Genomic DNA, 25,441 nt, shown 5'->3' with positions numbered 1-25,441 from the left:
GGTTGGAGCCGCAGACCGAGTGAATCGTCATCGGAGGCGCCATGCCCATCGTGCTGCACACCCCAGAAAACCAGGCCGGAAATTCCCGGGCCCTCCCATTGGCAAAAATCCGGCGGGGCTGGACCGGACGGATTCTGGTTGTCCTTGCCGCCGCGCATTTGGCCGCGGGATTGCTCCCGCTGGCGGCCGCTTCGGCCGGAACAGCCGCGCTGGCGGAGCCCGCGGCACTGGCTTGGCCCGCGGCCGAGGCGCCCCACCCCTCGGTGAAGGCCGTCGACTCGGCCAATGCCATCACCGATCCTGGCTGGTTTACCCGGGCGTACGCTGACGGCTTCCGCCTCTACGTGGCGCAATCAACCCAATGGACCAGCTGCGCGCCGTGGGACCACCTCCAGCCACAGCTGAAGATGGCCCTCGACGCCGGGCTGAAGATCGCCGTCTACACCCGCGACCCGCGCTGCTGGCAGGCCGGCATTGCCGCCGCGGGCCCCTACGCCAGCCGGCTGCAGTTCTTTGCCCTGGATGTGGAAACCGGCGGCGTTGCCGTGACGCGTGGAATGGTCGACGGCGTGGCCGCCACCGGAGTCCGGCCGGTCATCTACACCGGCGCCACCATGTGGCCCACCCTGCAGGGCGCCTCGGCCAACAGCTTCCCGGACATACCGCTCTGGGACACCGACACCTCGGTCTTCCCGTTTAGCGGCTGGGCACCGGACTATCTGGCCCCCACCCCGATCCCCTACGGCGGCTGGAACACCCCCACCACCATGCGCATCGCCAGCCAGCAGCAGTTCGAATTCAACTACAACGGCGTCGCCGTCGACCTGAACTCCTTCGATGTCAGCTTCCTGAAGGTGCCGTAGGGAGGTGCCGGTCCTCGCCGGACGAGGACCGGCGGAAAACCGGCGTCTCATGTGACGGCCGTCCTAACGACGTCCTATGTCCCCCGGGTTACCGTGGTAGAGGTGACTGCCCAGTGATTGCTGTCCGATCGCATCACGTTTGTGGCTCCGCACACCAAAGATCGTTAGGTTTTCCGTTATTTTTCCGCGCCTTGCCACGGCCCCTGCCCGCCGCCGTCCATTCGCCAAAATTGCCGCCCTCACGGCTACGCTGGCCGTAGCGGTGGGTGCATTTTCCGTGGCCGGCGCGGTGGCAACCAGCCCCAGCGTCGCACCCGGCACGGCGTCCGCCGTCGCACCTTTGGACCGCAGCCTGGCCGGCATCGCCACCGCCGTGCCGCAGCCCGCGGCCCCTGCCGAGATGGACGGAGCAGCCACAGTGGACGAGACCACCCCCGCCGCGCCCGCATCCATTGCCGCGCCGCAGCTGGCCGCGCAGGGAACCGTGGACACCACCCTGTCTGGTTCGGTCAAGGCCATCGACTCGGCCAACCCCATCACGGACCCCGCGTGGTTTGCCCAGGCCTATGCCGATGGCTTCCGCCTCTACGTCATGCACGCGGTCATGTGGGACAGCTGCACGCCGTGGGAGCGCACCGCACCCCAGCTGAAGATGGCCCTCGACGCCGGACTGAAGATCGCCATCTACACCCGCGATCCGCGCTGCTGGCAGGCCGGCATCGACGCCGCGGGCCCCTACGCCAGCCGGTTGCAGTTCTTCGCCCTCGACGTGGAGAACGGCGGTGTGCCCGTCACCCGTGCCATGGTCGACGGCGTTGCCGCCACCGGTGTCCGGCCCATCATCTACAGCGGTTCCGGCATGTGGGACGGCCTGCAGGGTGCCACGGCCAACAGCTTCTCCGACGTGCCCCTCTGGGACACCGACACCTCGGTCTTCCCCTTTACCGGCTGGCAGCCCGACCATCTGTCCCCGGCACCCGTCGCCTACGGCGGTTGGAATGCCCCCGGCACCATGCGCATCGCCAGCCAGCAGCTTTTCGAGTTCAACTACCACGGCGTGGCGATTGACCTGAACTCCTTCGATGCCGGCTTCCTGACGGTGCCGTAGTACCACTTTTCCCTGTTCGACGGCGGCACCGGGCTAGACTCGCTTCCAGCATGAGTACTCCCGGATTCCTCCCCAAGAACGCGCCCGCCTCCGTCCGCATCGACGCCTGGCTGTGGGCCATCCGCGTCTACAAGACCCGGTCCGCCGCCACTGCCGCCTGCCGCGCCGGGCATGTGCGGCTCAACGACAACCCCGCCAAGGCCGCCCAGTCGGTGGTTTCCGGGGACACCATCCGCGTGCGCGAGTCAGGCTGGGAGCGGATCCTGGAGGTGCGGGTGCTGATTGCCAAGCGCGTCGGCGCGGAGGCCGCGGCCCGCTGTTTCACCGACCACACACCCCCGCGCCCCGTGCTGCCCGCGCTCGGACTCCCCCAGCGCGACCGCGGTGCCGGCCGCCCCACCAAGAAGGACCGCCGCGAGATGGACAGGCTCCGCGGGGACTGACGGCCCGGCTGGCCGGGCCCGTCCGGTGATCGAGTTCGTCGAGATCCCGGCCCACCCCGCTGGTTGAGCGAAGCGGAGCCGAAACCCGGCGCGACGGGCGTGTTCCCGGCCGCCGCCGCCATGGTCTTGAAACTACTATGGGCACCGCTAGCCGCGTATTCAAACCAAGGGCCTCAACCGGCCATCGCCGGCCAACTTAAGCCAGATGCCGCGCCATTCAGGTCGGGGCATGGCTCCTTTAACCGGTGATGAAGCCTCTGACGGAGTCATATTCAAGGCCGGTGTTGAAGTCGTTGAACTTCGGGTTTTTGGAGCTCCATCCTCGTAAGGTGTAGCTGCCGTCCGGCTGACCTAGGAAGCCGGACATAACGTCAGGGTCCCAGGAGCTGTTGTCGTAGACGACGGCGATGTAGCCGAACCCTTCCGTCTCCCAGTCCGCCGGGACGCCGTTCGCTGCCAGGTAGCCGTCGAGCCTGCCCACAAGGTAGAGCATGTGCGGGTAGGTTCGGCTGCCCTGCAGTTCGGAGGCGGGGATGGGTTCTCCTCCGACGAAGGGGGCTGATGCGGGTGGCCTGGCTGCGTCGAGTTCCGACAGGGTCATCTCGGTCGTGCCCGGGGTTGTTGCTGCGGGAACCTCCGGAGCAATCGCTTCGGTTGCTTCCCGCGTGCTGGTGTCGGCGGGCGCGCCGGTCGGTGCGTTTGCGCCCACCCCGGTGTCAATCTTTGGAGGATTCTGGTTCCCGACAGTGCATGTGAGTATTTAACGCTTTGAGCACCACTCGATCGTGCGGTTCAGCACCACGGATCGTGCGGGAGAGCACCAGCGGTCGTGTGGCCCAGCACCACTGGCGCTCCCGGTCACGGATTACGCGGTGGCGAAGGCGGTGGGTTCCCCATCCAGCCGGCTCACCGGGTTCTCCGGCGTAGTAGTCACCGCTCCGGATATAGCAGCCATCGTCACCCTCGGGTTCATGCGGCGAGGACGGGGCGCTGCGGGCATCTACCCTGCGAACTCAAAGCCGATGGTGATTTCGGGATCGACGCTTGCGATGATTCCGGAGTAGAACACCTTGGCCTGCTCTTTCAGCGCTGCTGCGTTTTGGGTGATGTACTTCTGCTTGTTCTCGTCGCTGAGAATGTTGTTGATCATGCGAGTTTGAACGGCTGGCGGTGCCAGCCAGCTAAGCGCGTTGTTGCTCTCGAGGGGGTCCTCGAACACGGGATCGTCAAAGCCGATGCCAATAAATTGAGGGATGGTCACCCGAAACGACTCTGGGCCGGTGGGTTCGATCTTCACCTGTGACCCATCGATGCCTAATTTTGCGTCGAACTTGTACTGGATCAGCGTCGTTTTCTCGCTCGCGGGTATGGCCACGCCGAGAATCTCGCCATTGCTTTCGTGCCTCGCGACACCCTCGATGTGAAGGCTCAGCAAGGCGACCTCTTGCACGCGCGTGACGGACTGAACCACCTGCGAATCGCGTTCGTTCGAGGTGCTGGTGAACAGCGAACTGAGAGCGAGAGCGTTGAGTCCACCGAATGCGAAAGCGGCGCCCGTTCCCGCGACAACCAGGACGGTGATCAGCAGGAGAGGCCAGAGCAGAACCCTTGCTTTGAAAAAGATCATGACGATTCAGTCTCCAGTTTCGTTCGACGTCGAAACGCCCTCGGAATTCCGCGGTGTGGAACGGCCACAACAGATCGCCGCGTCAAGTCCCCTAGAACCATATACGTAAGCAAGAGCTGGCCGATTATGGAGCGCCCCACCGGCCCTGGAGATGCGGCTGCGAGCCGATGCGCACCGAACCACAGAGAGGGCGATGTCCACCGAGACGCAACACCTACGATCTCCCGGCACGCATCGTTCAATACGACCTCACCCTCGCCCTCGCGCAGGTGGGAGATCACCCCGGTCTTCGAATTGTCCGGCACCAGGCGCGACGCTTCCGCCCAAGAAAGCGAACATTGATGTGTGGGCGCGCAACCACGACTCGAGCCGCATATCCGGGGTCGCTTCTACGAGCGCATACCGGCTGGCCGGCAGGCACGCGACAAACAAATACACTTTGACATCTCACCCGCGCTCGGATCCAAAAGCTGCATCGTGGATCCGGACCAGTCGACCTCGATGTTGCGGCCGGCGTTGTGGCTGACACGCGAGGTCGCCCCTGAAACAGCGGCGTGCTCGCCATAAAGGCGGCAGAACCGGTCATACTCATCGTCGCCTGCGCCATCGAAGACGCGTCGACATACGCCTGATGGAGGAGCTTCAACGTCGGTGTGCTCCCGAGGCCAGTCCGGCTGTGCGAACATGGACTCGCGGACGCCGCGGCCGGAAAACAACGCCGAATGTAACTCGGCCTCCGACATTTCCGCGACCTCGTCCCAGCCGAGACCGGGTGTTAGCGGCCATGGCAAACTGCCCATAGGCGGCCACGTAACTGCCCACTGAGGGCGAGTTCTAGCGATCGTCGCAACATCCCCGAAAATCCGGGAGTTGCAACACCCATGGAATCACCATCAAAAAATAGTTCTTCCTTAAGGAAAAAGTCTCCGTCGACGAAGGAACCGGCGTCTATGGCCGGGGCGCCGGGGAAGCGTCCCCAGCAGTCCTATACCCGTGCGCAAAGACAGGATTTCCTTTCCGCCGTGGAGCGCCTGGGAACTGTCGCCGAGGCGGCTCAGGAACTCGGCATTAACCGGAGCACGTGCCAGAAGTGGGCGAACGCTGTCCGGATCAGGCGTCAACGCCAGTACACCCCGGCCGAGAAGGAACAGTTCCATGCCGTCCTTGACCGGACCGGCAGCATCGTGGCGACAGCCAGGGAACTGGGGCTGAACATCAGCACCGCGCACACCTGGGCCGGCAGGGTCAATCCTGCCGGGAGAAAACCACGGGCCACGAGAACCGTGAAGACCGATCCCGCGCAACGCCACCCACCTGCGGTGGTTGAGGAGTTCCTCAGCGTGCTGCGCGAAATCGGCAGCGTCAGTGCGGCAGCGAAGCAGCTGGGCCTGAACCGCTCCACCTGCTCGAACTGGGCGATCGATGCCGGCATGGCCTCCAAATGTCTGCGGCGCCCATCGGAGAAACAGCTTCACTACCTGCGCTTGCGCCAAGAAGGAGCCGGCCGGACCATCCCGCACCGGTCGGGGGGCGGCTGACCGTCGAAGCCTGACTAGTCCTGCAGGTGCCAGGCCAGGCCACGGTCCTGTTTGAAGACGTCAAGCCTGTGGTTGAGCAGGTCCTTGTCGAACTGCGTCGGATCGAGGACCTCTCCGTGCCCCAGGCCCAGCCACCGGCGAATCTCCCGGTGCCCCGCGGCCGTGGGATCGTTGGCCGTGCGCACCTTGGCCGACCAACCGTAGGTTCCACCACTGTCCTCCCGGGGTCCGGCGCCCGAGCCGGCCGTGCAGCGGGGCAGCATGCCGCCGTCGTACTCGCCCAGCACCTTCTGGACGGTGACCCGGTGGTCCCAGCAGTCGCCATAATCGTAGGTGTATGCCAGGCCCTGCCCGGCGCCGGAGAGGACGGATCCGATGGTCGCAGCCGCCTCGTCCAGAAAGGGTTCGTCCCACTCGTATTCGTCGTCGTCGGGGCCGTAGACCGTGCCGCCGGGGCCGCCCACGCGGAACTCGTGCAGGTGCCTGTCCTCCCAGCCGAAGCAGAGCTGGATGGTGTGGTGGAGCTCGGCCAGGGTCATATCCGCCGAGACCAGGATCCGCCGCCCGACGGCAGGGTGCGCGTCCTCGAGTTCGATCTTGAGCTGGTAAACGGACGACGGCGGCCGCCGGTTCAGTTCCCTGTCCACCCGCCACAGCTCGGGCAGGTTGGCGCCGGCAAACGCCGCGGCAACGCAGGGGGCCAGCACCGTCGGCACCACGAGCAATGCCCCGATGTCCAGCAGGCCGAGCTCCGCCATCCGTTCGAAGGCGTGCAGGGCCGAGGTGAACACCAGACACGTCCCAAAATCCTCGTTTTCCGCCTCGGCCATTGCCGCGCGGATCTTGTCCATGATGGGCGGTTGGGCGGTGGTGGCGGCCAGCAAGGCGGCCATTTGGTAGGCGCCGCGGGCATATTCTACGGAGGACACCGCCTCGTGCGGGAGGACCATGGTCTGGAGGAACTCGGCCACGAAGCATTTCTGGGCCAGCAACGTTTCGCGGGGATCCCCGCCCATGAACGCGGCCGCCGCGTCCGAGAGGCGGACCCGGGTGGCGCCGACCTCGATGAACCCTGCCGCGGACAGGGCAAACCAGATGTCGGCCAGCAGCGGGAGCTTGGACATGGTCTTGACCTCGTGGGGCCCGGCGTAGTCGTCCTTCCAGAACCCCTGGTGGTGGGCAGCACTGTGTCGGGACACGCCCACGGCGTCCAATCCGACGCAGGCGGCGGCCCCTGGATGTCCGCCAGCCGGATCTGTCCCGTGCCGGTGACCTGCCGCCCGGCCCCCACCCAGTGCAGCAATTCCCTGGCGTACTCGACCAGCGGCAGCCCGGCGAAGAACTCCAGTTCCGCCTCCGCGCCGGGGTGCTGCGCCATGGCGCGGGTGCCCCGGGAATTTTGTCCGGCCTCCAGCATTCCCTTGGCCGTGTCCAGCTGCCCCGCGGTGCCCGTCCAAGCGCCGGTGTCCCCCAGAAAGTCCACGAAACAGCGCATGGCGGCGTAGACGATCAGGTCCTGGTCAGCGCCGCGGCCGCCCGCGAGGACGTCGTCCAGCGCTGTGGCCAGCGCGCCGGCCTCGAAACCGGTGAAGTCCGGGGCTGCGTTCTTGGCGAAGTAGCTGGCGGCAACCTCGCGGGCGATGGCCAGGAACGCCACGGCCACGGGACCCGAATCGGCCGCCTGGGCGGCCAGCCACTCCACAAAGGCCGGGGCAAGGGAGTCGATGGCACGGCCTGCCCTGAGCCCACTGGCCGAGCGGCCCGCCGAGCGGCCGCCGCCCGCGCCTTGCGCCGTCGTCGTTTTCTTGCCCATGTTCCGGCCCCTCCACCGTTGTCCGTTGCCACGGACTCTACCGGGTCTGGGTCTGACAGGCTCGACCGGCGGCGATGGGCTCGACGGGCGGCGGGACGGCTCGACCGGCGGCGGAGCAGATCAAACTGCGCGTCGCCGTCCACCCGGCTGGCTGGGTCACGGCAATCCTTCGCCGAGGTTGTCGGCGCCAGCATCTAGCATTGTCCTGATGGCCATAAGGCGATGGAAGTGGAACCGATGGACTACTTTGCGATCAACGCTCTGCGCGAGAACCACGCAGGCTGGTCTCTCCTGCGCGCGCAGAATGCCCCGCTGGCCCTGACGTTCTTCATGGCAGCCTTCACAACGACCAACCAGCGCAATCTGGGACGCCCGGAATTGGTTGATGTGCTCGAAGACGTGCTCTTTGCCCTGCGGGACTCCCTGGGAGAGGACAAATTCCCGCGGACCGCAGCGGACTACCTTGACGACTGGGCGGCCCCGGAGAAGGCCTGGCTGCGCAAGTTCTATGCCGACAACCGGGATGATCCCGTCTATGACCTCACGGCCGCGGCCGAGGATGTGATCCACTGGGTGGAGTCGCTGCGGGGCCGCGACTTTGTGCCAACCCAGTCGCGGCTCTCCAGCATCTTCACCCTGCTCAAAGCCCTGGTCCACGGCACGGAGACGGATCCGGAAGCCCGGTTGGCAGAGCTGGGCCGCCAGCGCGATGCCATCGATGCGCAGATAGAGCAGATCCGCGCCGGCAACATACCCGTGATGAGCGCTCCGGAGGCCGTGGACCACTTCCGCCAGCTGACCACGCAGGCAAAAGACCTTTTGGCGGACTTTCGCGAGGTCGAGCAAAACTTCCGGAAGCTGGACCGCAACCTCCGCGAGAAAATCTCCACGTGGGACGGCAGCCAGGGCGATCTCCTCGAATCAATCTTCTCCACCCAGCAGGACATCACCGGCTCGTTGCAGGGGCGCACCTTCCAAGGTTTCTGGGACTATCTGATGTCACCGCAGCTGCGGGCCGACCTTGGCGACCTCCTGGAACGGGCCACACAGATCGAGGCCCTGGCAGGGCTGGAGAACGTTGGCGCCATCACCACCATGCAGGCCGATTGGCTCCCCGCCGTGGAACAGACCCAGGCCACCGTCAGGGCGCTTTCGGCCCAGATCCGGCGCCTTCTGGATGACAAGGTGTTCCTGGAAAACAAGCGCATCATGCAATTGATCCGCAGCATCGAGTCCCATTCGCTGGCAGTGCGCTCCTCACCGCCGTCGGACCTGCTCACGTCGCTCCCCGGCCAGGGAGTCGACGTCGTGCTTCCCTTTGAGCGCCCCTTATACGAGCCCAGCGCCCAAGTGGCCATCAACGACGTCGTCTCCGTCTCCGAGGACCTGGATGTTGATGCGGATGCCCTCTTTGGCCAGTTCCACGTGGACCAGCAACGGCTGAAGGGCAATGTCGAGGCCGTGCTGGCCGACGCCGAACAGGCCACATTGGCGGACATCACCGACGCCTTTCCGCTCAGCCAAGGGCTGGCCGAGCTGGTGGGCTATTTCCAGCTGGCCTCGGATTCCCCCTGGGCTACCATCAGTGCCGAGCATCCGCAGAACCATGCGTGGACCCTGCCGGACGGCAGCCTCCGCGAGGCAACAGTCGACCAAATCATCTTCGTGAGGCCAACATGAGCACCGATCCCATCGACTTCCGGGACGGTCCGTCCGTCCTAGGGCGTGTCTCCCAATGCGGCGCTCCAGATGACGACGGCGTGCAGGACGGCCGCTGAGCGGTAGGTGAGGGCCAGTTTGTCGTAGCGGGTGGCCAGGGACCGCCATTGCTTGAGGGTGTTGAAGCTGCGCTCGACCACATTGCGCCGTTTGTAGGCGTCCCTGTCGTATCTGACGGGGCGTCCCCCGGCGGAGCCCTTGCGTTTCCGGTTGGCCTTCTGGTCGTCCTTTTCCGGGATAACGCACTCGATGCCCCGCCCGCGCAGGTACGCCCGGATTGCTTTGGAGGAATAGGCCTTGTCGGCCATGGCCCGGTCCGGGCGGGTGCGGGCCCGGCCGGGACCGGGCCTTTCTACCTTCAGGGCCTCCATGAGGTTCTCAAACATCGGCGAGTCCCCGCCCTGGCCCGGCCCCAGCAGCAGGACCAGGGGACGCATGTTGCCATCCACCAGGGCGTGGATCTTGGTGGTCAGCCCGCCGCGGGACCGGCCGATGGCATGGTCCTCAGGCTCGTCGAGCAGATTCCTGTAATTCGACAGGTCCCCCTGTGTGGCGGGGCAGGTTCGTGCCGTGCTGGTGGGCACGGTTGACCGTGGAGTCGATCGAGACCTCCCAGTTGATCAGCCCGGCCGTGTCCGCGCGGGTCAGCAACGCCGCCAGGACCTTGTCCCAGGTCCCGTTGGCGGCGTTGCGGCGGTGGTGCTTCCACACGGTCTTCCACGACCCGAAATAGGCAGGGAGATCACGCCATGGGATCCCTGCCCGGTAGCGGTAGATGATGCCCTCGGTCATCAGCCGGTGGTCGTTGAAGGGTCGGCCCGGTTTCCCCGACGAATCGGGCATCAACGGGGCAATGGACTCCCACTGGGCATCGGACAACACGGAATAGCGAGAAGGCACCCATCAATCATGCCAAACCGCAAAACCACTGATTAGGAGACACACCCTAGCCCCGCCCGCGGACGAGCTGCCCCTGGTCATTACCAAGCTGTTCAAGGGCGTCCTCTACCGGGAAGCGGATGAGAAGATCTGGCAGGCGCTCAGCGAGTTGTCGGCCCAGGCACGGGACTACGTGGCGGTTCTGGAGCTCGAGTTGGTGCTCGATGAGGCAGAGGGCTATGCGTTCCTCCGCTCAAGTGCGGGTGCCGATTCAACCCTGCCGCGCCTGGTCCCCCGGCGCCAGCTGACGTTCAATGTGAGCCTGCTGCTGGCCTTGCTGCGGGCCAGGCTGGCCGAATTTGACCAGGAGAACGCGGAGACCCGGCTGATCATGACGGAGACGCAGATCCGCGACATGGTCTCCGTCTTCCTGCCGGAATCCAGCAATGAGGCACGCCTCATGGACCAGCTTGCCGCCAACATCAAGAAGGTGGCCGAGCTTGGTTTCCTGCGCAAGTTGCGCGGCCAGGACCAAACCTATGAGGTGGCCCGTATTCTCAAAGCCTATGTGGACGCCCAATGGCTCGAAGAGTTCGACGCGCGGCTCTCCGACTACCGCACGTCGTTGGAAGGTGGCACAGCATGAGCATCCAATCGCAGCCGGGATTGTTCAGCCTCGACGAGATCGGCACGGAGGAAGCCAACACCACGGAAACTACCAACGACGGCGGCCGGCAGCCCGGTTTCCGGCTGCACCGCCTGGAGCTGCTCAACTGGGGCACCTTCAACGGCAGTGTTCGCACCTTCCGGCTCGACGGCGAAAACAGTCTGCTGACCGGCGATATTGGCTCGGGAAAGTCCACCGTGGTGGACGCCGTCACCACCCTGTTGCTGCCGGCGAACAAGATCGAATACAACAAGGCTGCCGGGGCGCAGAAACGCGAACGCAGCCTCATGTCCTATGTGCGCGGCCACCACAAGAGTGCACGAAGCAGCACCGGCGAACATTCGCGGCCGGTGGCGTTGCGTGGACCGGGGACCTACACCGTGGTCCTTGGCGTCTTCCACAATGCAGTGTTGGACAAGTCCGTCACCCTGGCCATCACCCTGTGGGCCACCCAGGAAGCCGGTACGCCCAACCGGTTCTACTCCATTGCCGAGGGTGAACAGTCGATCCTCGGGGATTTCTCCGACTTCGGCCAGGACACGGCCAAGCTGAAGCGCCGGCTGCGCACCGCCGGGGTCCAGGTGTTTGACGCCTTTGAGAAATACTCGTCCGCCTTCAAGCGCCACTTTGGCATTGGCTCGGCCCAGGCCATGGATCTCTTCCACCGCACGGTGTCGATGAAGCAGGTGGAGAACATCACCCACTTTGTCCGCACCAACATGCTGGATGAGGATGACGTCGAGTCGCGGATCAAGAACCTGCTGCACCACTTCGATGACCTGAAAAAGGCCCACGAAGCCGTCCAACGCGCGAAGGACCAGATCCGGCTGCTGGAACCGATCCGTGACAACGCCGGGCGCCACAGCAGCCTGTCGGTGGAGGAATCCGCATGCCGCGGCCAGCGTGACCAGCTGGGGCCGTGGTTTGCGGCCCGGCGGCTGGCACTGAGCGAAGACCACCTGGTGGAACTCCAGCGCACGGCTGCACGGCTGGACACGGACCGTGAATCCCTGTCCGCCGAGGCCGGGCAGGTCAATCTGGAGCTGTCCGAGCTGCGCGATGACATCCGGACCAGCGGCGGCGGACGCTTGGCCACGATCGACGCCGAACTGGCCAGGCTGGCCGTCGAATCCAAAACCCAGCGCAGCCGTTTCGAGACGTATGCCGCAGCCGCGCAGGCGCTGGGCCTGCACGTCCCCGAAGACCGCGTGCTCTTTGATGCCAATGCCAGCCAGCTGCAGGCCGTAGAGGAACGGCTGGCGGCTGCCGGATCCGACCTTCAGGAACGCCGGACAGGGTTGGACCGGCAGCGCGCGGAGGCAAAAGAACTGGCCCAGCAGCTGGGCACGGAACTCAAGAGCCTGCAGGGACGGCAAAACCTGCTCCCGGACACCTTGATCCGGCTTCGCCAGCAGCTGTGCAAGGGCACCGGAATCGCCGAGGAGCAGCTGCCATTCGCCGGCGAGCTGTTGCGTGTGCGCGAATCCGAGGGCGCCTGGGAAGGCGCGGCCGAACGCACCCTGCACGGCTTTGCCCTCTCCCTGCTGGTGACGGCAAACCACTACGAGGCGGTCAGCGGCTGGGTGGATGGCAACAACCTGCGCGCCAGGCTGGTGTACCTGAAGGTGGGCGAACCGCCCGCGGCGCGCCAACCAGCGGCCGGGAGCCTGGCAAGCAAGATCCTGATCAAGCCGGGAACTTCATTCCGGGATTTCCTGCTCGACGAGCTGGCGGGACGCTTCGACCACCATTGCTGCGACAACCTGGCGGAATTCCGCCGCCATCCCAAAGCCCTGACCCTCAACGGCCAGCTCAAGGGCGGCCGTGGGCGGCATGAGAAGGATGACCGGCGCGATCTGAGGGACCGCAGCCACTACGTCCTCGGGTGGGACAACCACGACAAGATCGCCCGGCTGCGCACGGCCCTGGACGAGGCTGAAGGCCGGTTGACCACTGCCATCGCGGCGATGGGACGTGCCGATGCCGAGCTGGGCGAGCTCGGCCGCTCGCAGCGGCAGCTGGGCACGGTGGGCGCGGTGAAGAGTTTCTCAGAGCTGGGCTGGCAGCTGACTGCACGCAGCATTGAGGCGCTGGCCGAGGAGAAGACTTTGCTGGAATCCTCCAGCGACGTCCTGCGCGAGCTCACCGCCAGGGAGGCCCAAACACTTGTTCGGCTGAACCGTTTAATGGACAAGCTCGCTACGCTGCAGGAGCGCATTGGCCGCAATGCCAATGCGTCCGAGCAAATAGAGGAACAGATTGAAAACTGCCGGCAGTCACTTGCCGAGGCCCCGCTGACGGACGACGCCGGCTTGCTGGTCCAGCTGGACAGGCTCACCTCGGCGGCGCTGGAGACCGAAGTGCTCACCTACAAGAACACGGACAAGATCGAGAGCCGTGTTCGAACCGAGCTCACCCACACCATCGATGCCCTCAACAAGCAGGTGATCCGCTCCGCCGAAACCACCGTCCGGCAAATGGCGGAGTTCCGCAACAAGTATCCGGCCCAGACAACGGACATCGATGCCTCACTGGAGGCCGCAGGTGAATTCAACACGCTCCTGGCACAGCTGGTGGACAACGACCTGCCCCGGTTTGCCGAGCACTTCAAGGAATCCCTAACCCAAAACACCATCAACGAGATCGTGGCCTTCAACGCCTTCCTCGATGCCCGGCGGCAGGACATCATCTCCCGCATCGGTGAAATCAATGCCTCGCTGGCCCGGATTGAATACAACCCCGGCCGGCACATCCAGTTGGAGCACCAATCGGCCTCGGACCCGGATGTCCGTGAGTTCGGCATCGAGCTGCGGGCATGCTCCGAAGGGACAATCGGCGCCCAGGAGCAGTACTCCGAACAGAAATTCCTGCAGGTGGAAAAGCTGGTGGAACGGTTCCGCGGCCGGACGGGCCTGACCGCACTGGATGAACGGTGGACGGCCAAGGTCACGGATGTCCGCAACTGGTTCACGTTCTCCGCCTCGGAGCGCTGGACCGAAACGGGCGAGGAGCACGAGCACTTCACGGACTCCGGCGGAAAATCCGGCGGCCAAAAGGAGAAGCTTGCCTACACCATCCTGGCCGCCGCGCTGGCGTTCCAGTTTGGCCTGGCGGCCGGTCCGGGCACCGGCGGCAACCGGAGCTTCCGATTCGTGGTCATAGACGAGGCGTTTGGGCGCGGATCCGACGAATCCGCCCGCTACGGACTGGAACTCTTCCAACGCATGAAACTGCAATTGCTGATTGTCACGCCGCTGCAGAAAATCCATGTCATAGAACCGTTCGTGGCCAATGTCGGGTTTGTGGCCAACCGGAGCGGCGACGACTCCCAGCTGCGCAATATGACCATCCACGAGTACCGGGCGGAGCGCGAGCGCCGTGAGCACTAGTGCCCCTGCGGCCCCGTGGACCACTGTCGGCGAGCTTCGGGGCCAGGTGCGCAAGGCGTGGACCACGGGCGATCTGCTGCGGGAGCTGCTCTCGCCCAGCGGAGCGTACCCCCGCCGTCGCACGCTGAAGCATCCCACGGCGGCGCAGCTGCGCGACCACTACCCGGAAGTAGGCGCGTGGGCCGCGGATCTGGCTGCGGGCGCCCAGGGGAAGGCCGGCTACTCGCTGGAGTACGTGACCATCGGCCGGAACACGGCGGGGGCCAACCAGGTGCCAGCCGCCGCGGTGTTCGCCACCGTCCAGGACGAAATCGCGTTTGCCGGGATGCGGGAGGCTGCCGCCACGTTTGGGCGGCTTGCGGCGCAGCTTTCCGGGATGGACCCATTGCTGGGCGGGTGGGCGCAGCGGCATCCACTCAAGCTGGTCGAGCTGGCGGGCCGGGCGCTAACGGCCGGCAGCGTGGCTCAGTGGCTGGTGCAAAACCCGGCGCCGGGGATCTATCTGCGGCAGCTCTCCCTTCCCGGCGTCCACACCAAATTTGTGGAGGCACACCGGCGGGTCATCGACCAGATGGTGGCGGTGCTGGCACCCGGGCGGGCCACCGATGGCGCGGACTTTGTTGCGCGGCACGGATTTGTGCCCAAACCCGAGCTCGTCCGGTTCCGCCTGCTGGATCCAGGCATGGCACCATTTGGGCGCGCACATGACGTGAGCGTGACCGCCGAGGCCTTTGCCACCCTGGAGCTGGGCGTCCGGCACGTGGTGGCAACCGAGAACCTCACGAATTTCCTGGCCCTTCCACCGGTGCCGGGCACGCTGGCCCTCTATGGCGGCGGCTATGGATTCGCCGCCCTGGCGGATGCGGCCTGGTTGAGCCACTGTGGTGTGCACTATTGGGGAGACCTGGACACGCATGGGTACAGGATTCTGGACCAGCTGCGCGCCGTCCACCCCCATGTGCAAAGCCTGATGATGGACGAGCAAACACTCCTGGCACACCGGGACTTCTGGGGTGCCGATTCCAGCCAGTCCACGGCCATGCTGACGAGGTTGGAGCCGGCCGAGTCTTTGGTGTACAACCGCCTGTGCCGCAACGAGTACGCCGCCGCGGTGCGGCTTGAGCAGGAACACGTGCGGTGGGACTATGCCATTGGGAAAATCCTGGAAGCCTGCGCTCGGCCTTTGCCGGAAGCCGGGCCTACGCACCCGCCGGGTTCCCGGCCAACAGGTTCCGCGTAAAGGAAAGCACTTCTGCCTGCAGTCCGGGGTGGGCCCGCGGGTCCGGCACCTCGCGGGCTGCGAACGCTTCCATCTCCTCCAACGCCGCGGCCACTTGCGGTGCGGTGCCACGCAGCCCCCACGACTCCGCTTCCGCCGCCAAGTCTGCGGCCGTGGTCTGATCGTGCGGATAGACGCCGTTGATGGACAATGCCATGCGCCCGTCGTTGCGCTGGTGGCGCATTGGCACCATGTCGTACGCCGGCGCGAGGGTGGCACGCCCATCGGGAAAGTGCAGCATTGCGATGTTCTTGGCGTGCATGTCAACATTCCCCAGGGCCACCGCAACCACGGTTTGCCTCAGCAACCGTTCCATGGACCCGGTGTCACCGTTCTTCGCGAAGACGGCCGCGACCCTCGCCAGGCTGACCTTGCCGCCGAATTCCTGGTACTTCTCATTGGCATGCGCCCCGAGGACCTGGTTCATGTCCTCCTGGTGGATCCTGCCCAATGTCGGGTCCGGCGATCTGTCGAACCGTTCGATGACCAGGGCGGGGACCTCGCCAAACTCCGCCAACCACGTGGCCCCGCCCGCCAACCCGAGCGAGCGGGCGGCCCTGGCCCCATACTCTTCGTCAAAGACCACCGTAGGGTACTCCCTGGATGCAGGTTTCACGATGTGCGTGGACGGGAAGCCGTCCAGCACGCGGTGCCAAGCTCCCGCCACCCGTGCCAGCACGATCTTGTCCTGGACCCCGGCCAGCGACGTCTTGCCCGTCAGGGGGTTGTTGCCGAGGGGCGCTGCCGCCGTGTCCAGCAACAAGGCACCAATTTCCGTGTCCGTGACAGCCTTGGTCCGCGGGCGTCGCGGCTCGCCCGGACGCGAAGGGTCATAGATCTGGACGGCTCCAGCCACGTCCCTGCCATAGTGGGCCAACAGGCCGAGAACGTCGTGTTCCCGTACGCCAGCTTGGGCCGCGAGATTCACCAGGATCCGCCCCTCGGGGAGCAATTCGCCGAAGAAATTGCGGCGCCGGTTCGCCCGGCTGCGGTTCGCCACGGCGGAGAGCGGCACCGATTCCGACACCACCGTGCTGCCGAGCCCGAATTCGTCCACTGCCGCCGGCTCGGCGTGGAAGTCAAAGGTCCGCCAATCCGGTCCCGACAGCCAGCCGACCAACTGGCCGTACAGTTCCACGCGCAGCGCGGTCATGGCTCCCGCCCTATGCCGGAGCCTGGCAGACCACCACCGGCATCGCGGGGGTCATCTATTTCGGCAACCAGCCGGACTCCCGTGGCGCGCAGCATGTCGAACAGCCGCTCGGTGAAGATCCCGGGCTTGCCTTGTTCCATTTCCCACACATACTTCTGGCTTATCCCCAGCTGTTCGGCAAGTTGGCGCTGGGTCAGTCCATGAAGCAACCGCCCCTGCTGCAGCATGCCGCCCAAGGATTCGGCATTTCGAACTTCGCCCCGCAGCACCATGTCAACCCTGCAATCGTCCGCCCTGTTCCGCCACCCCTTGTGACGTCAATATCAACGTCACAGTACTTGACGTTGATATTGACGTCAACGCGTCTGACGTCAATATCAACGTCAAAACAGTTGGATCAGGCTCTATCCACACCACTGCCACCGGGAACGGCGGACAGGGCAGGCGACCACCGGCGACACGCAACTTTTACTGACGTTTTGCCGGTAAAGTGTCTATATGCCTCGAATTGCTGCACAAACCAACGCGGAACAGCGCGAACAGACGCAGCGGAAAATCCTCGACGCGTTTGGCGACCTGCTCTTCACCCATGGCCTGCCCGGCCTGACCATGACCGACGTCGCCCGCCGCGCCGGCGTGGGCCGCACGGCCGTGTACAACTACTTTGCGGACCTCGAACAGCTGCTGGTGGCCTATGCGCTGGATGAAACCGGCCGGTTCCTGAACGACCTCAAGACAGAGCTGGCCGGACTGGACAACCCCGTGGACCGGCTGGCCGTCTACGTCCGCTCGCAGATCCAGGACCTGGCCCGCCGGCACCTGCCGCCGGGCCCGGCGATGCGTTCGGTCCTCTCCTCCGATTCCTTCCAGCGGCTGGCCGTGCACGTGGGCGAGCTGAATACGCTGCTGCAGGACATCCTGCGCGACGGCATGGACCAGCGCTACCTGCCCGCCGGTGACATCGACGCGCTGGCCCAGCTGGTCCACGCTTCGCTGACGGCCAGCGCCTCGCGCGGCCGCGACGCCGCCGACGAGGACCTGGAGGAGAAGATTGGCATCACCGTCCGCTTCATCCAAGCCGGCGTGGGTGCCGCGTTCGACGACGACGGCCGTCCGCTCAAGCTGGACTGACCGGCGCTACGGCGCCGGGACCGCAGGCGCCGGAGCCGCGGGCGCCGGAACGGAACCTGGCGCCGTCGTCGTGGCCGACGGCGTGGGGCTGAAGCGCGGGCAGGACAGCTGCCCCGGCGTCTGGTCCACCAATGGCGGCGCCACCAGATCCGTGTAGGAGCTGGTCAGGTAGATGTCCACAGTGGCGTCGGAGCGGTCGTCCTGGACGTAGTCGGTGCCGGCGCCGGCTACATTGCGCTGCAGGTTGAAGGCCGCTCCCTGCCCCTTGGTCCCGGAGACCACCACCGCCGTGCCGCGGTAGTTGGTGGCCTTGTTCTTCACGCTATCCACCAGATAGCCGCGCTGCGCCAGCTGGTCCGCCACACCGGTGGCCAGCCCCTCGCGTCGGGTGCTGTTGTAGACATTCACGTGGACGGTGCCGTTCGCCGGATAGTCGAAGGTGCCCGTGGGGCAGTGCGGGGTGGGTGCCGCGGTGCTGTCACCGGCAAAGATTTTCAGCTGGCCGCGCGAGACCAGAACGGCCAGCACGACGGCGGCGACCAGCACGGCGGCCAGCACTGTCAGGGTGATTCCGTGCACCAGCTGGTGGCGGAAGCGGACCGGATTCTCGACGGCGTCGTCGGGGTCATCGGGAAACGCCTCTTTGAGCTGGCGGGCACCGATGACGTGGTGGCCGTTGAAGACAGTGATGTCGGTGGAGTGTTTGAGCGCCTGGCGTTGCTCAAACTTGGCATCCTTAACGGCCTGTTCGGCAGCCCTGGCCGCGGCCCGCTCATCCTTGGCCTGTTGCCTGTGCAGGTCCTTGGGCGACAGACGGGGCTTGGGCGGGATGCGGGGCGGGATGCCCGGGGTGCCTTCAGTCATCAATCACCAACACACGGGCATGCAAAATGGTGCGCTGGTGCAGGGCGGTGCGGACGGCCCGGTGCAGCCCGTCCTCCAGATACAAGGTGTCCCGCCACTGGACCACATGCGGGAAGAGGTCGCCGAAGAACGTGGAGTCCTCAGCCAACAGCGCCTCGAGGTCGAGGGTGGCCTTGGTGGTCACCAGGTCCGCCAGACGCACCTGCCGGGGCGGCACGGACGCCCAGTCCTTGGGCGTCAAGTAGCCATGGTCCGGGTAGGGCCGTCTGTCGCCCACTGCTTTGAAGATCACCTACCCAGAGTAGAGACATGCCACGGGCGTTGGGCGGTAGGAGGGCCCGCGCGCCGGGACGTGTTGCCAAAAGGTTACCCAGACCCGGCCGTGCGACTTCATGGGCGGGCAATGCGCGCGCAGGTTTGGGATCATGGAGCCATGACCATGCTGACCCCACCCCTTGCCCTGCTCCTCGACGTCGACGGCCCCATCGCCAGCCCCGTGACCCGGCAGGTGCCCGCGGGCATCATCGCCGACCTTCTGGCCCTGGTGGCCTGCGGCATTCCGGTGGTGTTCAACACCGGCCGCTCGGACGCATTCATCAAGGAGCAGGTGATGGAGCCGATGCTGGCCGTGGGCCTGCCGGCCGGATCCGTGGTGCACGCCATTTGTGAAAAGGGCGCCGTCTGGTTCTCGTTCACGCCCGACGGCGCCGGCCCGGTCCACGTCGATGCGACGCTGGCCATGCCCGCGGCCTATGGCGATGACATCCGCCGGCTGGTGGCCGAGGACTACGCCGCACACATGTTCTTCGACGAGACCAAGCGCGCCATGGTCTCCGTGGAGCAGCATGTGGATGTGTCCAATGCCGGCTATCTGTCCGAGCAGACGCTGTTCGACGCCGATGCCATGGCGATCATGGCCCGGCACGATCTGGGCGTGGTGCGCCTGGACCACCATGTGCCCGGCAGCGACGACACCGTCGACTACCGGGTGGATCCGACCATCATTTCCACGGACATCGAATCCATCCGCGTCGGCAAGGACCTGGGCGCCAGCCGCGCCGTCGAACTGCTGGCCGCGCAGGGCATCACGCCAAAGGCCTGGCGGACCATGGGCGATTCCCGCACGGACTACGCCATGGCCGATTGGCTGCACCACCAGGACCACGACGTGAAGCATGTGGATGTCCGCCCGGCCGACGGCGTACCGGAGAAGCCGTACATGGTCCTGACAGCGGCCGATCTGGACCTGGGCCCCGAGGTGATCCACGACGACGCCGGCGGCGCCTTCCTGCACGCCTGGCTGGAAGCCGTCAGCTGACACAACTGGGGCGCAGCAACTGCCCCCCAGTTGGGCTGGGCGGTGCCCGGTGGGTCAGGCGAGGGCGGACTCGATGGCGGTGGCGAGCTCGGCCGCCTCGGGCTCGACCTTCGAGGCAAAGCGGACCAGCACGGCGCCGTCGGGCCCCACCAGGAACTTTTCAAAGTTCCACTCGATGGGTTCCCCGGCACCGGCCAGGGCGGCGTAGAGCGGGTGCCGGTCGGCGCCGTTGACGTCCGTCTTGGCCGTGAGCGGGAAGGTGACGCCGAAGTTGCGGCGGCAGAACTCGCCGATCTCCTCGTCCGTGCCCGGCTCCTGGCCGCCAAACTGGTTGCAGGGGACGCCCAGGATCTCGAACCCGCGGTCCTTGAACCGGGTGTACAGGGCTTCCAGTCCGTCGTACTGGCGGGTGAAGCCGCAGGCCGAGGCGACGTTCACCACCAAAACGGCTTTGCCGGCAAAGCGGCCGAAGTCGGTCTCCGTGCCATCGTTCAGGGACAGGGGGATGCTGTGCATCGTTGCAGTAGTCACGGTGCCGAGTCTATCCGGCACTGCCGAGGCGCTGGCGAGCCGTGTTACGCCCCGCGCCGACCTTGACGTGCCCGGCGGCCTCGGCGAGGCCAAAGAGCGGCATGTTCGCGTAGATGCACTCGCGGTCCGCGGCACGCACCACATAGGTCTCGTGCCACACCCCGACGTCGCCGCTGGCGCCGATCTCCTTCATGAACGCCCGCCAGGGTGCCGCATGCGGCGCCTTGGGGTCGGCGGCGAAGGCACGCAGATGCTCCGGCGACTTCCAGTACGACACCAGCACCGTGGTGCGGCCGAACCAGTTCTGGAAGCCCAGCATGCCGGCCTCCGGGTGCTGGGCCAGATGCCTGAGCATCCGCGGCATGGCCGCCGCCACCGTGGCCCAACGGCGAACCTGCCAGGGCTTGTTGATGCGCATGCCAATCAGAAAGACCGTCACGTCCTCGCCGTCGGCCGGGACGGTGTAGCGGCCCGGAAACACCTGTGCTGCCATGGAAACCTCCTGCGGTGCCGACACCCGGAGTCCGGGGCCAGCTGGCGGACCACCGATTGAAAACGGTGTTATAAAACAGTGTTATGCAATAATCCATCTATGGCAAGACCTAAAACGCACGACGACGACCTCCGCCGCCAGCTGCTGGAGCGCACCGCGGCCACCGTGCACGCCTACGGCGTGGACACCTTGTCCATGCGCCAGCTCGCCGCCGACGCCGGCACCTCCACCAGCGCCGTCTACACCCTCTTTGGCGGCAAGGAACAGCTGCTGGAGGCCGTGGTGGTGGCGAGCTTCAGCTCGTTCACGGCGGCGCAGAATGCGGTGGCCGCGGGGTTCATGGACGGACCCGCCGCCGGCGAGCTGGCCGCGCTGGGCCGCGAATACCGGCGCTGGGCACTAGCCAATCCGGTGCTGTTCTCGCTGATGTTCAGCGGCGCGCTCAACGCCTATGTACGCTCGCCCGAGACCCTGGCCTGCGCGGCGGATGGACTGGCCCCGCTGATGGATGCCGTCCGGCGCGGACAGGCTTCGGGCGCCCTGCGCGGCGAGCCGGCCGAGCTCATCGCCACCTCGTTGTGGGGCATCGTGCACGGGCTGGCCAGCCTGGAACTGGCCGGCATGGGTCCGGACGGGACGGACTGGAATCCCGTCTACGAGGCCGCGCTGGCGGCGTCCATCCGCGGCTGGCGCACCTGACGCCCGGGAGTGCCAGGCGCATCCGCCTCCCCAGGTTGCGGCGCTGCACCGTGCCACGCCCCGGCGCAGGGGGCTAGGCTGTGGGGCACGGCGGCAAAGGCAGCGAAGGAGCACCATGGCGGAGAATCCAGCGGACGGCACGGCAGAGGCCTGGCCGAAGGGCGTCGCGGCGATCACGCTCTTTGTCGATGACCTTGAGGCGGCCAAGGGCTTCTACCGGGAGGTGTTCGGGCTGCCGGTGGCGTTCGAGGATCCCGACTCCGCTGTCTTCAGCTTCGGCAACCTGCTGGTCAACCTGCTGGCCAGTCCTGCCGCTATTGACCTCATCGGGCCGGCCGCGGTTGCCGGTGCCGACGCGGGGGCGCGCATCCAGCTGACCATTGAGGTGCCTGACGTTGATGCAACGTGCGCCGAACTGGCCCGGCGCGGCGTCCAACTGCTCAACGGCCCGATGGACCGGCCGTGGGGTATCCGGACAGCCAGCTTCCAGGACCCCGGCGGCCACATCTGGGAAATCGCCCACTGAGAGTCGGTCCGCCCGGCCGCCCGCGCGGGACAATAGGCCATGGCGAACTTCGCACAGACCTTCCGGGCCGAGCTGCGGCGCACGCTGACGGGCAGCCCGGACGGCACGCCGGACTGGGTGCCCAGGCTGGCCGACGGCACCGACGCCGGGTACTTCCTGCCGGGCTCGGCCACCTGGGCCGTCCACGGCGCCATGCCCACCATCGTGGCGGGCATCCGGGCGCTGCTGATGCAGGCCCTGCACCCCGGCGCGCTGGCCGGCGTCTACGACCATTCCCGGTTCCGCGAGGATCCGCTCGGCCGCCTCGCCAGCACCATCCGCTGGATCTTCACCGTGACCTACGGCTCCACGGACGCCGCCCGGGAGGCCACGGGGCGCGTGCAGCAGCTGCACCGGCTTGTCCACGGAAGCTACGTTGACGGGCACGGCGTCGAGCGGGCATATTCCGCCGCCGACCCCGAGCTCCTGAGCTGGGTCCATGCCGCCTTCACCGATGCGTTCCTGGGCGCACACCACATCTGGGGCGGCCCGATCCCCGGCGGGCCGGATGCCTATGTGCACGAATGGGCCCAGGCCGGGCGGCTCATGGTCGTGGCAGATCCCCCGGAGACCGAGTCCGAGCTGCGCCGGATGCTCGATTCCTGGTACGACGGCGGGGCACTCCGGGCCGACGCGCGGGTCGCCGAGGTGGTGGCCCTGCTCAGGCATCCACCGCTGCATCCATTGCTGCGGCCAGGCTACGCCGTGCTCTTTGCCGCCGCCGTCAGCTCGCTGGAACCGAAACACCGGGAGCTGCTGGGGCTGCGGACGGCACATCTGGGACCAGTGCCGCTGCCCGCCAGAACCGCCGCCCGGGTGGCCCTGGCGGTCATCCACCGCACGCTGGGCCGGGTGGGCCCCAGCGAAACGGCGGCGCGGGCCCGGCTGGCGCGCCTGGGCGTGGGCTAGTTGTTGCGGCCGCGCGCGGCCACCGGCCAGACATCCTCCAGCACGCCCTCGCGCAGCACCACCAGCTCATCGGCCAGGTTCACGGCCGCGCATACGTGGTTCGGAATGGCGCGCAGGATGCTGCCGCGGGCCGGCACCGCCGCCCCCTCGGGGAAGACCACCGTGGCGTGGTGCTCGGACAGTGCGGTGATGCGGGCCTCGGGATGCTCCAGGATGCGCCCGCAACCAGTGGCCCAGGCCGGCTGGTCGGCCCCCAAAACCTTGGAGCCGGCGTCGAGGATCACGGTGTTGCCGGAGCTGCTGACTACGGTGGCCACCGCCGACAGCGCGACGTCCTCGAAGGTGCAGCTGCCCAGCTCCACCTGCTGGGCATCATTGAAGACGTAGACACCGGGGCGGATCTCGGTCAGCACCGAGGAATCGGCGCCGGCCACCGTGGGCGTGGATCCGCCGCTGATGACGGCGGCGGACAGCCCGGCTCGGGTGAGGGCCGCCGCCGCTGTGGCCAGGGCGGCCGCCTCGTCCGCCGCAGCCTGCGGCCGCTTGCCCGGCCCGTAGCCGTGCCCGGGGAAGGTGAAGACGCCGACGACGTCGAGGCCCGCGGCCTGGGCGGCCAGCGCCACCTCGGCAGCGTCGGCGGGCTGGACGCCGCTGCGGTGGTGGCCGCTGTCGACCTCCACGACGGCGCGGACGCCGCTGCCGGCCACGGCGCGTCCCAGCTCCCGGGCGCTTTCCGCCGAGTCGATGCCAAGGCTCAGCGTGGCGCGTCCGGCGAGCGCGCGGATCCGGGCAGCCCGGGCCCCGGTCACCCACAGCGGGTAGGCCAGGAACAGGTCGGTGCAGCCGGCGTCGGCGAACACCTCCGCCTCCCCCAGTGTGGCGACCGTCAGCCCGACGGCGCCCAGCTCCAGCTGCTTGCGGGCGATCTGGGGCACCTTGTGTGTCTTGGCGTGCGGACGGAGGGACAGCCCGGCGTCGGCGGCGTGTTTGGCCATCGCGGCCAGGTTCCGTTCCATGATCCCCGCCTCCACGGCAAGGAAGGGTGTGGAGGGCAGGCCTGCGGCAAAGGTGGTTTCATGCATGGATCCATGGTGCCACCCTTGCCGCCGGGCTGTCCTCCCGGGGCATCTTTCCGGGGCGGCCGGAAGCCGTTAGTTCAGCCCTGCATCCCAGAACGGGTAGTCGGTGTAGCCGGCGGCCCCGTCGCCATAGAACGTGGATGCATCCGGCTCGTTCAGGTGCAGGTCCCCGGCCCAGCGGCGGGCCAGGTCCGGGTTGGCGATGGCCAGCCGGCCCACCACCACCGCATCGGCGTGGCCACCATCCACCAGCGACAGTGCCTCCTCGCGGCTGGTGACGGTGGAGAATCCGGTGTTCAGCAGCACGGGGCCGCCGAACCGGGCGCGCAGCCCCTGCACCAGGCCCTCCAGCGGCGCCTTGTGCAGGACGCTCAGGTAGGCCAGGTCCAGCGGTGCCAGCTCGTCCATCAGCGCGCCATAGGTGGCCGCCACGTCGGCCGGATCGGTCTCCAGCGCGCCCTGGATGTTGTGCTCTGGGGAAATGCGGATGCCCACCCGGCTGGAGCCGATGGCCGCGGCGACGGCACGGGCCACTTCGCCCACAAAGCGGGCGCGGTTCACCGGCGTGCCGCCGTAGCTGTCGGTCCGCTGGTTGGCGGCGGGCGAGAGGAATTCATGCAACAGGTAACCGTTGGCCCCGTGCAGCTCGACGCCGTCGAACCCGGCTTCGATGGCCGCGCGGGCGGCCGCGGCAAACTCCGCCACGATGCCCGGCAGTTCAGCCGCCTCCAGGGCACGGGGCACGGGGAAGGGCTGCTTGCCGTCGTAGGTGCGGGTCTCACCGTCGATGGCGATGGCGCTGGGGGCAACCACCTGGTGGCCGCCGGTGGTGCTCTCGTGGCTCACCCGGCCGCCGTGCATCAACTGGGCGAAGATCCGCCCACCGGCATCGTGCACGGCGTGGGTGACCTTTTTCCAGCCGGCCACCTGCTCCGGCGTTACCAGGCCGGGCTGCCCCGGGAAGGCGCGGCCGGCAGGGCTGGGATACGTGCCCTCGCTGACAATGAGGCCAAGGCTGGCGCGCTGGGCGTAGTGTTCGGCCACCAAGGGGCCGGGAACACCATTGCGGCCGGACCGGACTCGGGTCAAGGGTGCCATTACGAGGCGGTTGGGGATTTCGATGCCGCCGAGGGCGAGCGGGGAGAAAAGCTTCAAGGGTGCCTCTTTCACAGGGATTCAGGTTCCCTTGGCGCAACCCGTTGCCCCGGGCACATATTCCCTGGGGCTCCCTTGTTCGCTCCGCTCACCGGGGCCCTCGCCCTCAGGGGCCCACCCAAGTGACTTCCTTGGCGGCTCCGCTCACAGGGGGCCCTCGCTTGTGGGCCCATCCGGGCGCTGCCGGGCATCCAACCCCGGGTCCGGGCAAAGCAAAAG

At 66.8% G+C, this 25,441-nt stretch carries 25 protein-coding genes; 13 read left to right on the top strand and 12 right to left on the bottom strand.

Annotated elements, in window-relative coordinates; all coding sequences use genetic code 11:
- Positions 1-41: 41 nt before the first annotated feature.
- The 3 genes from ACQCSX_RS15955 to ACQCSX_RS15945 all read left to right on the top strand — a co-directional run bounded on the left by ACQCSX_RS15955 (position 42) and on the right by ACQCSX_RS15945 (position 2,414).
- On the top strand, positions 42-863 hold the full coding sequence (locus ACQCSX_RS15955) for a hypothetical protein (protein ID WP_427016245.1): 822 nt from the start codon (positions 42-44) through the stop codon (positions 861-863).
- 262 nt (positions 864-1,125) lie between these two features.
- Entirely contained in the window at positions 1,126-1,971 is an 846-nt protein-coding gene (locus tag ACQCSX_RS15950; RefSeq protein WP_427016244.1) for a hypothetical protein, read from the top strand.
- A gap of 50 nt (positions 1,972-2,021) precedes the next feature.
- Positions 2,022-2,414 (top strand): RNA-binding S4 domain-containing protein, encoded by a 393-nt coding sequence (locus tag ACQCSX_RS15945; protein ID WP_427016243.1) that lies wholly within the window; start codon positions 2,022-2,024, stop codon positions 2,412-2,414.
- Between the two features lie 238 nt (positions 2,415-2,652).
- Here the strand turns inward: ACQCSX_RS15945 and ACQCSX_RS15940 are convergent, their stop codons facing one another.
- Both ACQCSX_RS15940 and ACQCSX_RS15935 read right to left on the bottom strand, forming a co-directional pair.
- The gene (locus ACQCSX_RS15940) at positions 2,653-3,123 is read right to left on the bottom strand and encodes a hypothetical protein (protein ID WP_427016242.1); all 471 of its coding nucleotides are present in this window, start codon (positions 3,121-3,123) and stop codon (positions 2,653-2,655) included.
- Between the two features lie 291 nt (positions 3,124-3,414).
- Positions 3,415-4,041 (bottom strand): hypothetical protein, encoded by a 627-nt coding sequence (locus tag ACQCSX_RS15935; protein ID WP_427016241.1) that lies wholly within the window; start codon positions 4,039-4,041, stop codon positions 3,415-3,417.
- Between the two features lie 950 nt (positions 4,042-4,991).
- Here ACQCSX_RS15935 and ACQCSX_RS15930 point away from each other — a divergent pair.
- A complete protein-coding gene (locus ACQCSX_RS15930) occupies positions 4,992-5,579 on the top strand; it encodes a hypothetical protein (protein ID WP_427016240.1) in 588 nt (195 codons plus the stop codon).
- 14 nt (positions 5,580-5,593) lie between these two features.
- Here the strand turns inward: ACQCSX_RS15930 and ACQCSX_RS15925 are convergent, their stop codons facing one another.
- Entirely contained in the window at positions 5,594-6,778 is a 1,185-nt protein-coding gene (locus tag ACQCSX_RS15925; RefSeq protein WP_427016239.1) for a plasmid pRiA4b ORF-3 family protein, read from the bottom strand.
- Between the two features lie 851 nt (positions 6,779-7,629).
- Here ACQCSX_RS15925 and ACQCSX_RS15920 point away from each other — a divergent pair.
- Positions 7,630-9,072: a DUF3375 domain-containing protein gene (locus ACQCSX_RS15920; RefSeq protein WP_427019073.1), complete on the top strand. Its 1,443-nt coding sequence runs from the start codon at positions 7,630-7,632 to the stop codon at positions 9,070-9,072.
- Positions 9,073-9,110: 38 nt separating this feature from the next.
- On the opposite strand, the gene ACQCSX_RS15915 is transcribed toward ACQCSX_RS15920, so the two are convergent.
- A protein-coding gene (locus ACQCSX_RS15915) for an IS5 family transposase (RefSeq protein WP_427018933.1) occupies positions 9,111-9,954 on the bottom strand; the annotation gives its coding sequence in 2 pieces (ribosomal slippage) (positions 9,111-9,647 and positions 9,649-9,954; 843 coding nt in all).
- A gap of 85 nt (positions 9,955-10,039) precedes the next feature.
- Here ACQCSX_RS15915 and ACQCSX_RS15910 point away from each other — a divergent pair.
- From ACQCSX_RS15910 to ACQCSX_RS15900, 3 genes are read left to right on the top strand one after another with little or no spacing between them, the layout of a single operon-like run.
- Entirely contained in the window at positions 10,040-10,636 is a 597-nt protein-coding gene (locus tag ACQCSX_RS15910) for a DUF4194 domain-containing protein (RefSeq protein WP_427019072.1), read from the top strand.
- Positions 10,633-14,046, top strand: a complete 3,414-nt coding sequence (locus tag ACQCSX_RS15905; protein WP_427016238.1) for an ATP-binding protein — start codon at positions 10,633-10,635, stop codon at positions 14,044-14,046. Before ACQCSX_RS15910 ends, ACQCSX_RS15905 begins: the two co-directional genes overlap by 4 nt.
- Positions 14,036-15,286 (top strand): Wadjet anti-phage system protein JetD domain-containing protein, encoded by a 1,251-nt coding sequence (locus tag ACQCSX_RS15900; RefSeq protein ID WP_427016237.1) that lies wholly within the window; start codon positions 14,036-14,038, stop codon positions 15,284-15,286. Before ACQCSX_RS15905 ends, ACQCSX_RS15900 begins: the two co-directional genes overlap by 11 nt.
- On the opposite strand, the gene ACQCSX_RS15895 is transcribed toward ACQCSX_RS15900, so the two are convergent.
- Together ACQCSX_RS15895 and ACQCSX_RS15890 are read right to left on the bottom strand one after the other, a co-directional pair.
- Positions 15,246-16,478 (bottom strand): type II toxin-antitoxin system HipA family toxin, encoded by a 1,233-nt coding sequence (locus ACQCSX_RS15895; RefSeq protein ID WP_427016236.1) that lies wholly within the window; start codon positions 16,476-16,478, stop codon positions 15,246-15,248. The genes ACQCSX_RS15900 and ACQCSX_RS15895 overlap by 41 nt on opposite strands.
- Positions 16,475-16,750: a helix-turn-helix domain-containing protein gene (locus ACQCSX_RS15890; protein WP_427016235.1), complete on the bottom strand. Its 276-nt coding sequence runs from the start codon at positions 16,748-16,750 to the stop codon at positions 16,475-16,477. Before ACQCSX_RS15890 ends, ACQCSX_RS15895 begins: the two co-directional genes overlap by 4 nt.
- 226 nt (positions 16,751-16,976) lie before the next feature.
- On the opposite strand from ACQCSX_RS15890, the gene ACQCSX_RS15885 reads away from it, so the two are divergent.
- Complete coding sequence (locus ACQCSX_RS15885; RefSeq protein ID WP_427016234.1) at positions 16,977-17,609, top strand: TetR/AcrR family transcriptional regulator; 633 nt, start codon at positions 16,977-16,979, stop codon at positions 17,607-17,609.
- A gap of 6 nt (positions 17,610-17,615) precedes the next feature.
- Here ACQCSX_RS15885 and ACQCSX_RS15880 read toward each other — a convergent pair whose 3' ends face one another.
- The gene (locus ACQCSX_RS15880; RefSeq protein ID WP_427016233.1) at positions 17,616-18,473 is read right to left on the bottom strand and encodes a LytR C-terminal domain-containing protein; all 858 of its coding nucleotides are present in this window, start codon (positions 18,471-18,473) and stop codon (positions 17,616-17,618) included.
- Entirely contained in the window at positions 18,466-18,765 is a 300-nt protein-coding gene (locus ACQCSX_RS15875) for a type II toxin-antitoxin system VapB family antitoxin (protein WP_427016232.1), read from the bottom strand. Before ACQCSX_RS15875 ends, ACQCSX_RS15880 begins: the two co-directional genes overlap by 8 nt.
- Before the next feature lie 141 nt (positions 18,766-18,906).
- Between ACQCSX_RS15875 and ACQCSX_RS15870 the strand changes: the two genes are divergently transcribed.
- Complete coding sequence (locus ACQCSX_RS15870) at positions 18,907-19,791, top strand: hypothetical protein (RefSeq protein ID WP_427016231.1); 885 nt, start codon at positions 18,907-18,909, stop codon at positions 19,789-19,791.
- Between the two features lie 54 nt (positions 19,792-19,845).
- On the opposite strand, the gene ACQCSX_RS15865 is transcribed toward ACQCSX_RS15870, so the two are convergent.
- Both ACQCSX_RS15865 and ACQCSX_RS15860 read right to left on the bottom strand, forming a co-directional pair.
- Positions 19,846-20,307 carry a glutathione peroxidase gene (locus ACQCSX_RS15865; protein ID WP_427019071.1) on the bottom strand — a complete coding sequence of 154 codons (462 nt, stop codon included), beginning with the start codon at positions 20,305-20,307 and terminating at the stop codon, positions 19,846-19,848.
- Between the two features lie 25 nt (positions 20,308-20,332).
- Positions 20,333-20,815: a DUF4188 domain-containing protein gene (locus ACQCSX_RS15860; RefSeq protein WP_427016230.1), complete on the bottom strand. Its 483-nt coding sequence runs from the start codon at positions 20,813-20,815 to the stop codon at positions 20,333-20,335.
- 99 nt (positions 20,816-20,914) lie between these two features.
- Between ACQCSX_RS15860 and ACQCSX_RS15855 the strand changes: the two genes are divergently transcribed.
- The 3 genes from ACQCSX_RS15855 (at position 20,915) to ACQCSX_RS15845 (ending at position 22,988) form a co-directional block, all read left to right on the top strand.
- On the top strand, positions 20,915-21,514 hold the full coding sequence (locus ACQCSX_RS15855; protein WP_427016229.1) for a TetR/AcrR family transcriptional regulator: 600 nt from the start codon (positions 20,915-20,917) through the stop codon (positions 21,512-21,514).
- Between the two features lie 115 nt (positions 21,515-21,629).
- On the top strand, positions 21,630-22,040 hold the full coding sequence (locus tag ACQCSX_RS15850; RefSeq protein WP_427016228.1) for a VOC family protein: 411 nt from the start codon (positions 21,630-21,632) through the stop codon (positions 22,038-22,040).
- 39 nt (positions 22,041-22,079) lie between these two features.
- Entirely contained in the window at positions 22,080-22,988 is a 909-nt protein-coding gene (locus ACQCSX_RS15845; protein ID WP_427016227.1) for an oxygenase MpaB family protein, read from the top strand.
- Here the strand turns inward: ACQCSX_RS15845 and ACQCSX_RS15840 are convergent.
- Positions 22,985-24,070 (bottom strand): alanine racemase, encoded by a 1,086-nt coding sequence (locus tag ACQCSX_RS15840; RefSeq protein WP_427016226.1) that lies wholly within the window; start codon positions 24,068-24,070, stop codon positions 22,985-22,987. The genes ACQCSX_RS15845 and ACQCSX_RS15840 overlap by 4 nt on opposite strands.
- 69 nt (positions 24,071-24,139) lie before the next feature.
- A complete protein-coding gene (locus ACQCSX_RS15835; RefSeq protein ID WP_427016225.1) occupies positions 24,140-25,222 on the bottom strand; it encodes an alkene reductase in 1,083 nt (360 codons plus the stop codon).
- Between the last annotated feature and the right edge of the window lie 219 nt (positions 25,223-25,441).

Origin of the sequence: Pseudarthrobacter sp. P1 (genome assembly GCF_050156935.1) — a bacterium.
GTDB lineage: Bacteria > Actinomycetota > Actinomycetes > Actinomycetales > Micrococcaceae > Specibacter.
Note: the sequence above shows the minus strand (reverse complement) of the source record. Positions and strands in the feature narration are given on the sequence as shown.

Excerpts from the sequence above, each read along its gene's own strand:
- ACQCSX_RS15955 (WP_427016245.1), top strand. The coding sequence starts at position 42 with ATGCCCATCGTGCTGCACACCCCAGAAAACCAGGCCGGAAATTCCCGG.
- ACQCSX_RS15945 (WP_427016243.1), top strand. The coding sequence starts at position 2,022 with ATGAGTACTCCCGGATTCCTCCCCAAGAACGCGCCCGCCTCCGTCCGC.
- ACQCSX_RS15935 (WP_427016241.1), bottom strand. The coding sequence starts at position 4,041 with ATGATCTTTTTCAAAGCAAGGGTTCTGCTCTGGCCTCTCCTGCTGATC.
- ACQCSX_RS15930 (WP_427016240.1), top strand. The coding sequence starts at position 4,992 with ATGGCCGGGGCGCCGGGGAAGCGTCCCCAGCAGTCCTATACCCGTGCG.
- ACQCSX_RS15920 (WP_427019073.1), top strand. The coding sequence starts at position 7,630 with ATGGACTACTTTGCGATCAACGCTCTGCGCGAGAACCACGCAGGCTGG.
- ACQCSX_RS15905 (WP_427016238.1), top strand. The coding sequence starts at position 10,633 with ATGAGCATCCAATCGCAGCCGGGATTGTTCAGCCTCGACGAGATCGGC.
- ACQCSX_RS15895 (WP_427016236.1), bottom strand. The coding sequence starts at position 16,478 with ATGACCGCGCTGCGCGTGGAACTGTACGGCCAGTTGGTCGGCTGGCTG.
- ACQCSX_RS15890 (WP_427016235.1), bottom strand. The coding sequence starts at position 16,750 with ATGGTGCTGCGGGGCGAAGTTCGAAATGCCGAATCCTTGGGCGGCATG.
- ACQCSX_RS15885 (WP_427016234.1), top strand. The coding sequence starts at position 16,977 with ATGCCTCGAATTGCTGCACAAACCAACGCGGAACAGCGCGAACAGACG.
- ACQCSX_RS15880 (WP_427016233.1), bottom strand. The coding sequence starts at position 18,473 with ATGACTGAAGGCACCCCGGGCATCCCGCCCCGCATCCCGCCCAAGCCC.
- ACQCSX_RS15870 (WP_427016231.1), top strand. The coding sequence starts at position 18,907 with ATGACCATGCTGACCCCACCCCTTGCCCTGCTCCTCGACGTCGACGGC.
- ACQCSX_RS15865 (WP_427019071.1), bottom strand. The coding sequence starts at position 20,307 with ATGCACAGCATCCCCCTGTCCCTGAACGATGGCACGGAGACCGACTTC.
- ACQCSX_RS15860 (WP_427016230.1), bottom strand. The coding sequence starts at position 20,815 with ATGGCAGCACAGGTGTTTCCGGGCCGCTACACCGTCCCGGCCGACGGC.
- ACQCSX_RS15855 (WP_427016229.1), top strand. The coding sequence starts at position 20,915 with ATGGCAAGACCTAAAACGCACGACGACGACCTCCGCCGCCAGCTGCTG.
- ACQCSX_RS15850 (WP_427016228.1), top strand. The coding sequence starts at position 21,630 with ATGGCGGAGAATCCAGCGGACGGCACGGCAGAGGCCTGGCCGAAGGGC.
- ACQCSX_RS15845 (WP_427016227.1), top strand. The coding sequence starts at position 22,080 with ATGGCGAACTTCGCACAGACCTTCCGGGCCGAGCTGCGGCGCACGCTG.
- ACQCSX_RS15840 (WP_427016226.1), bottom strand. The coding sequence starts at position 24,070 with ATGCATGAAACCACCTTTGCCGCAGGCCTGCCCTCCACACCCTTCCTT.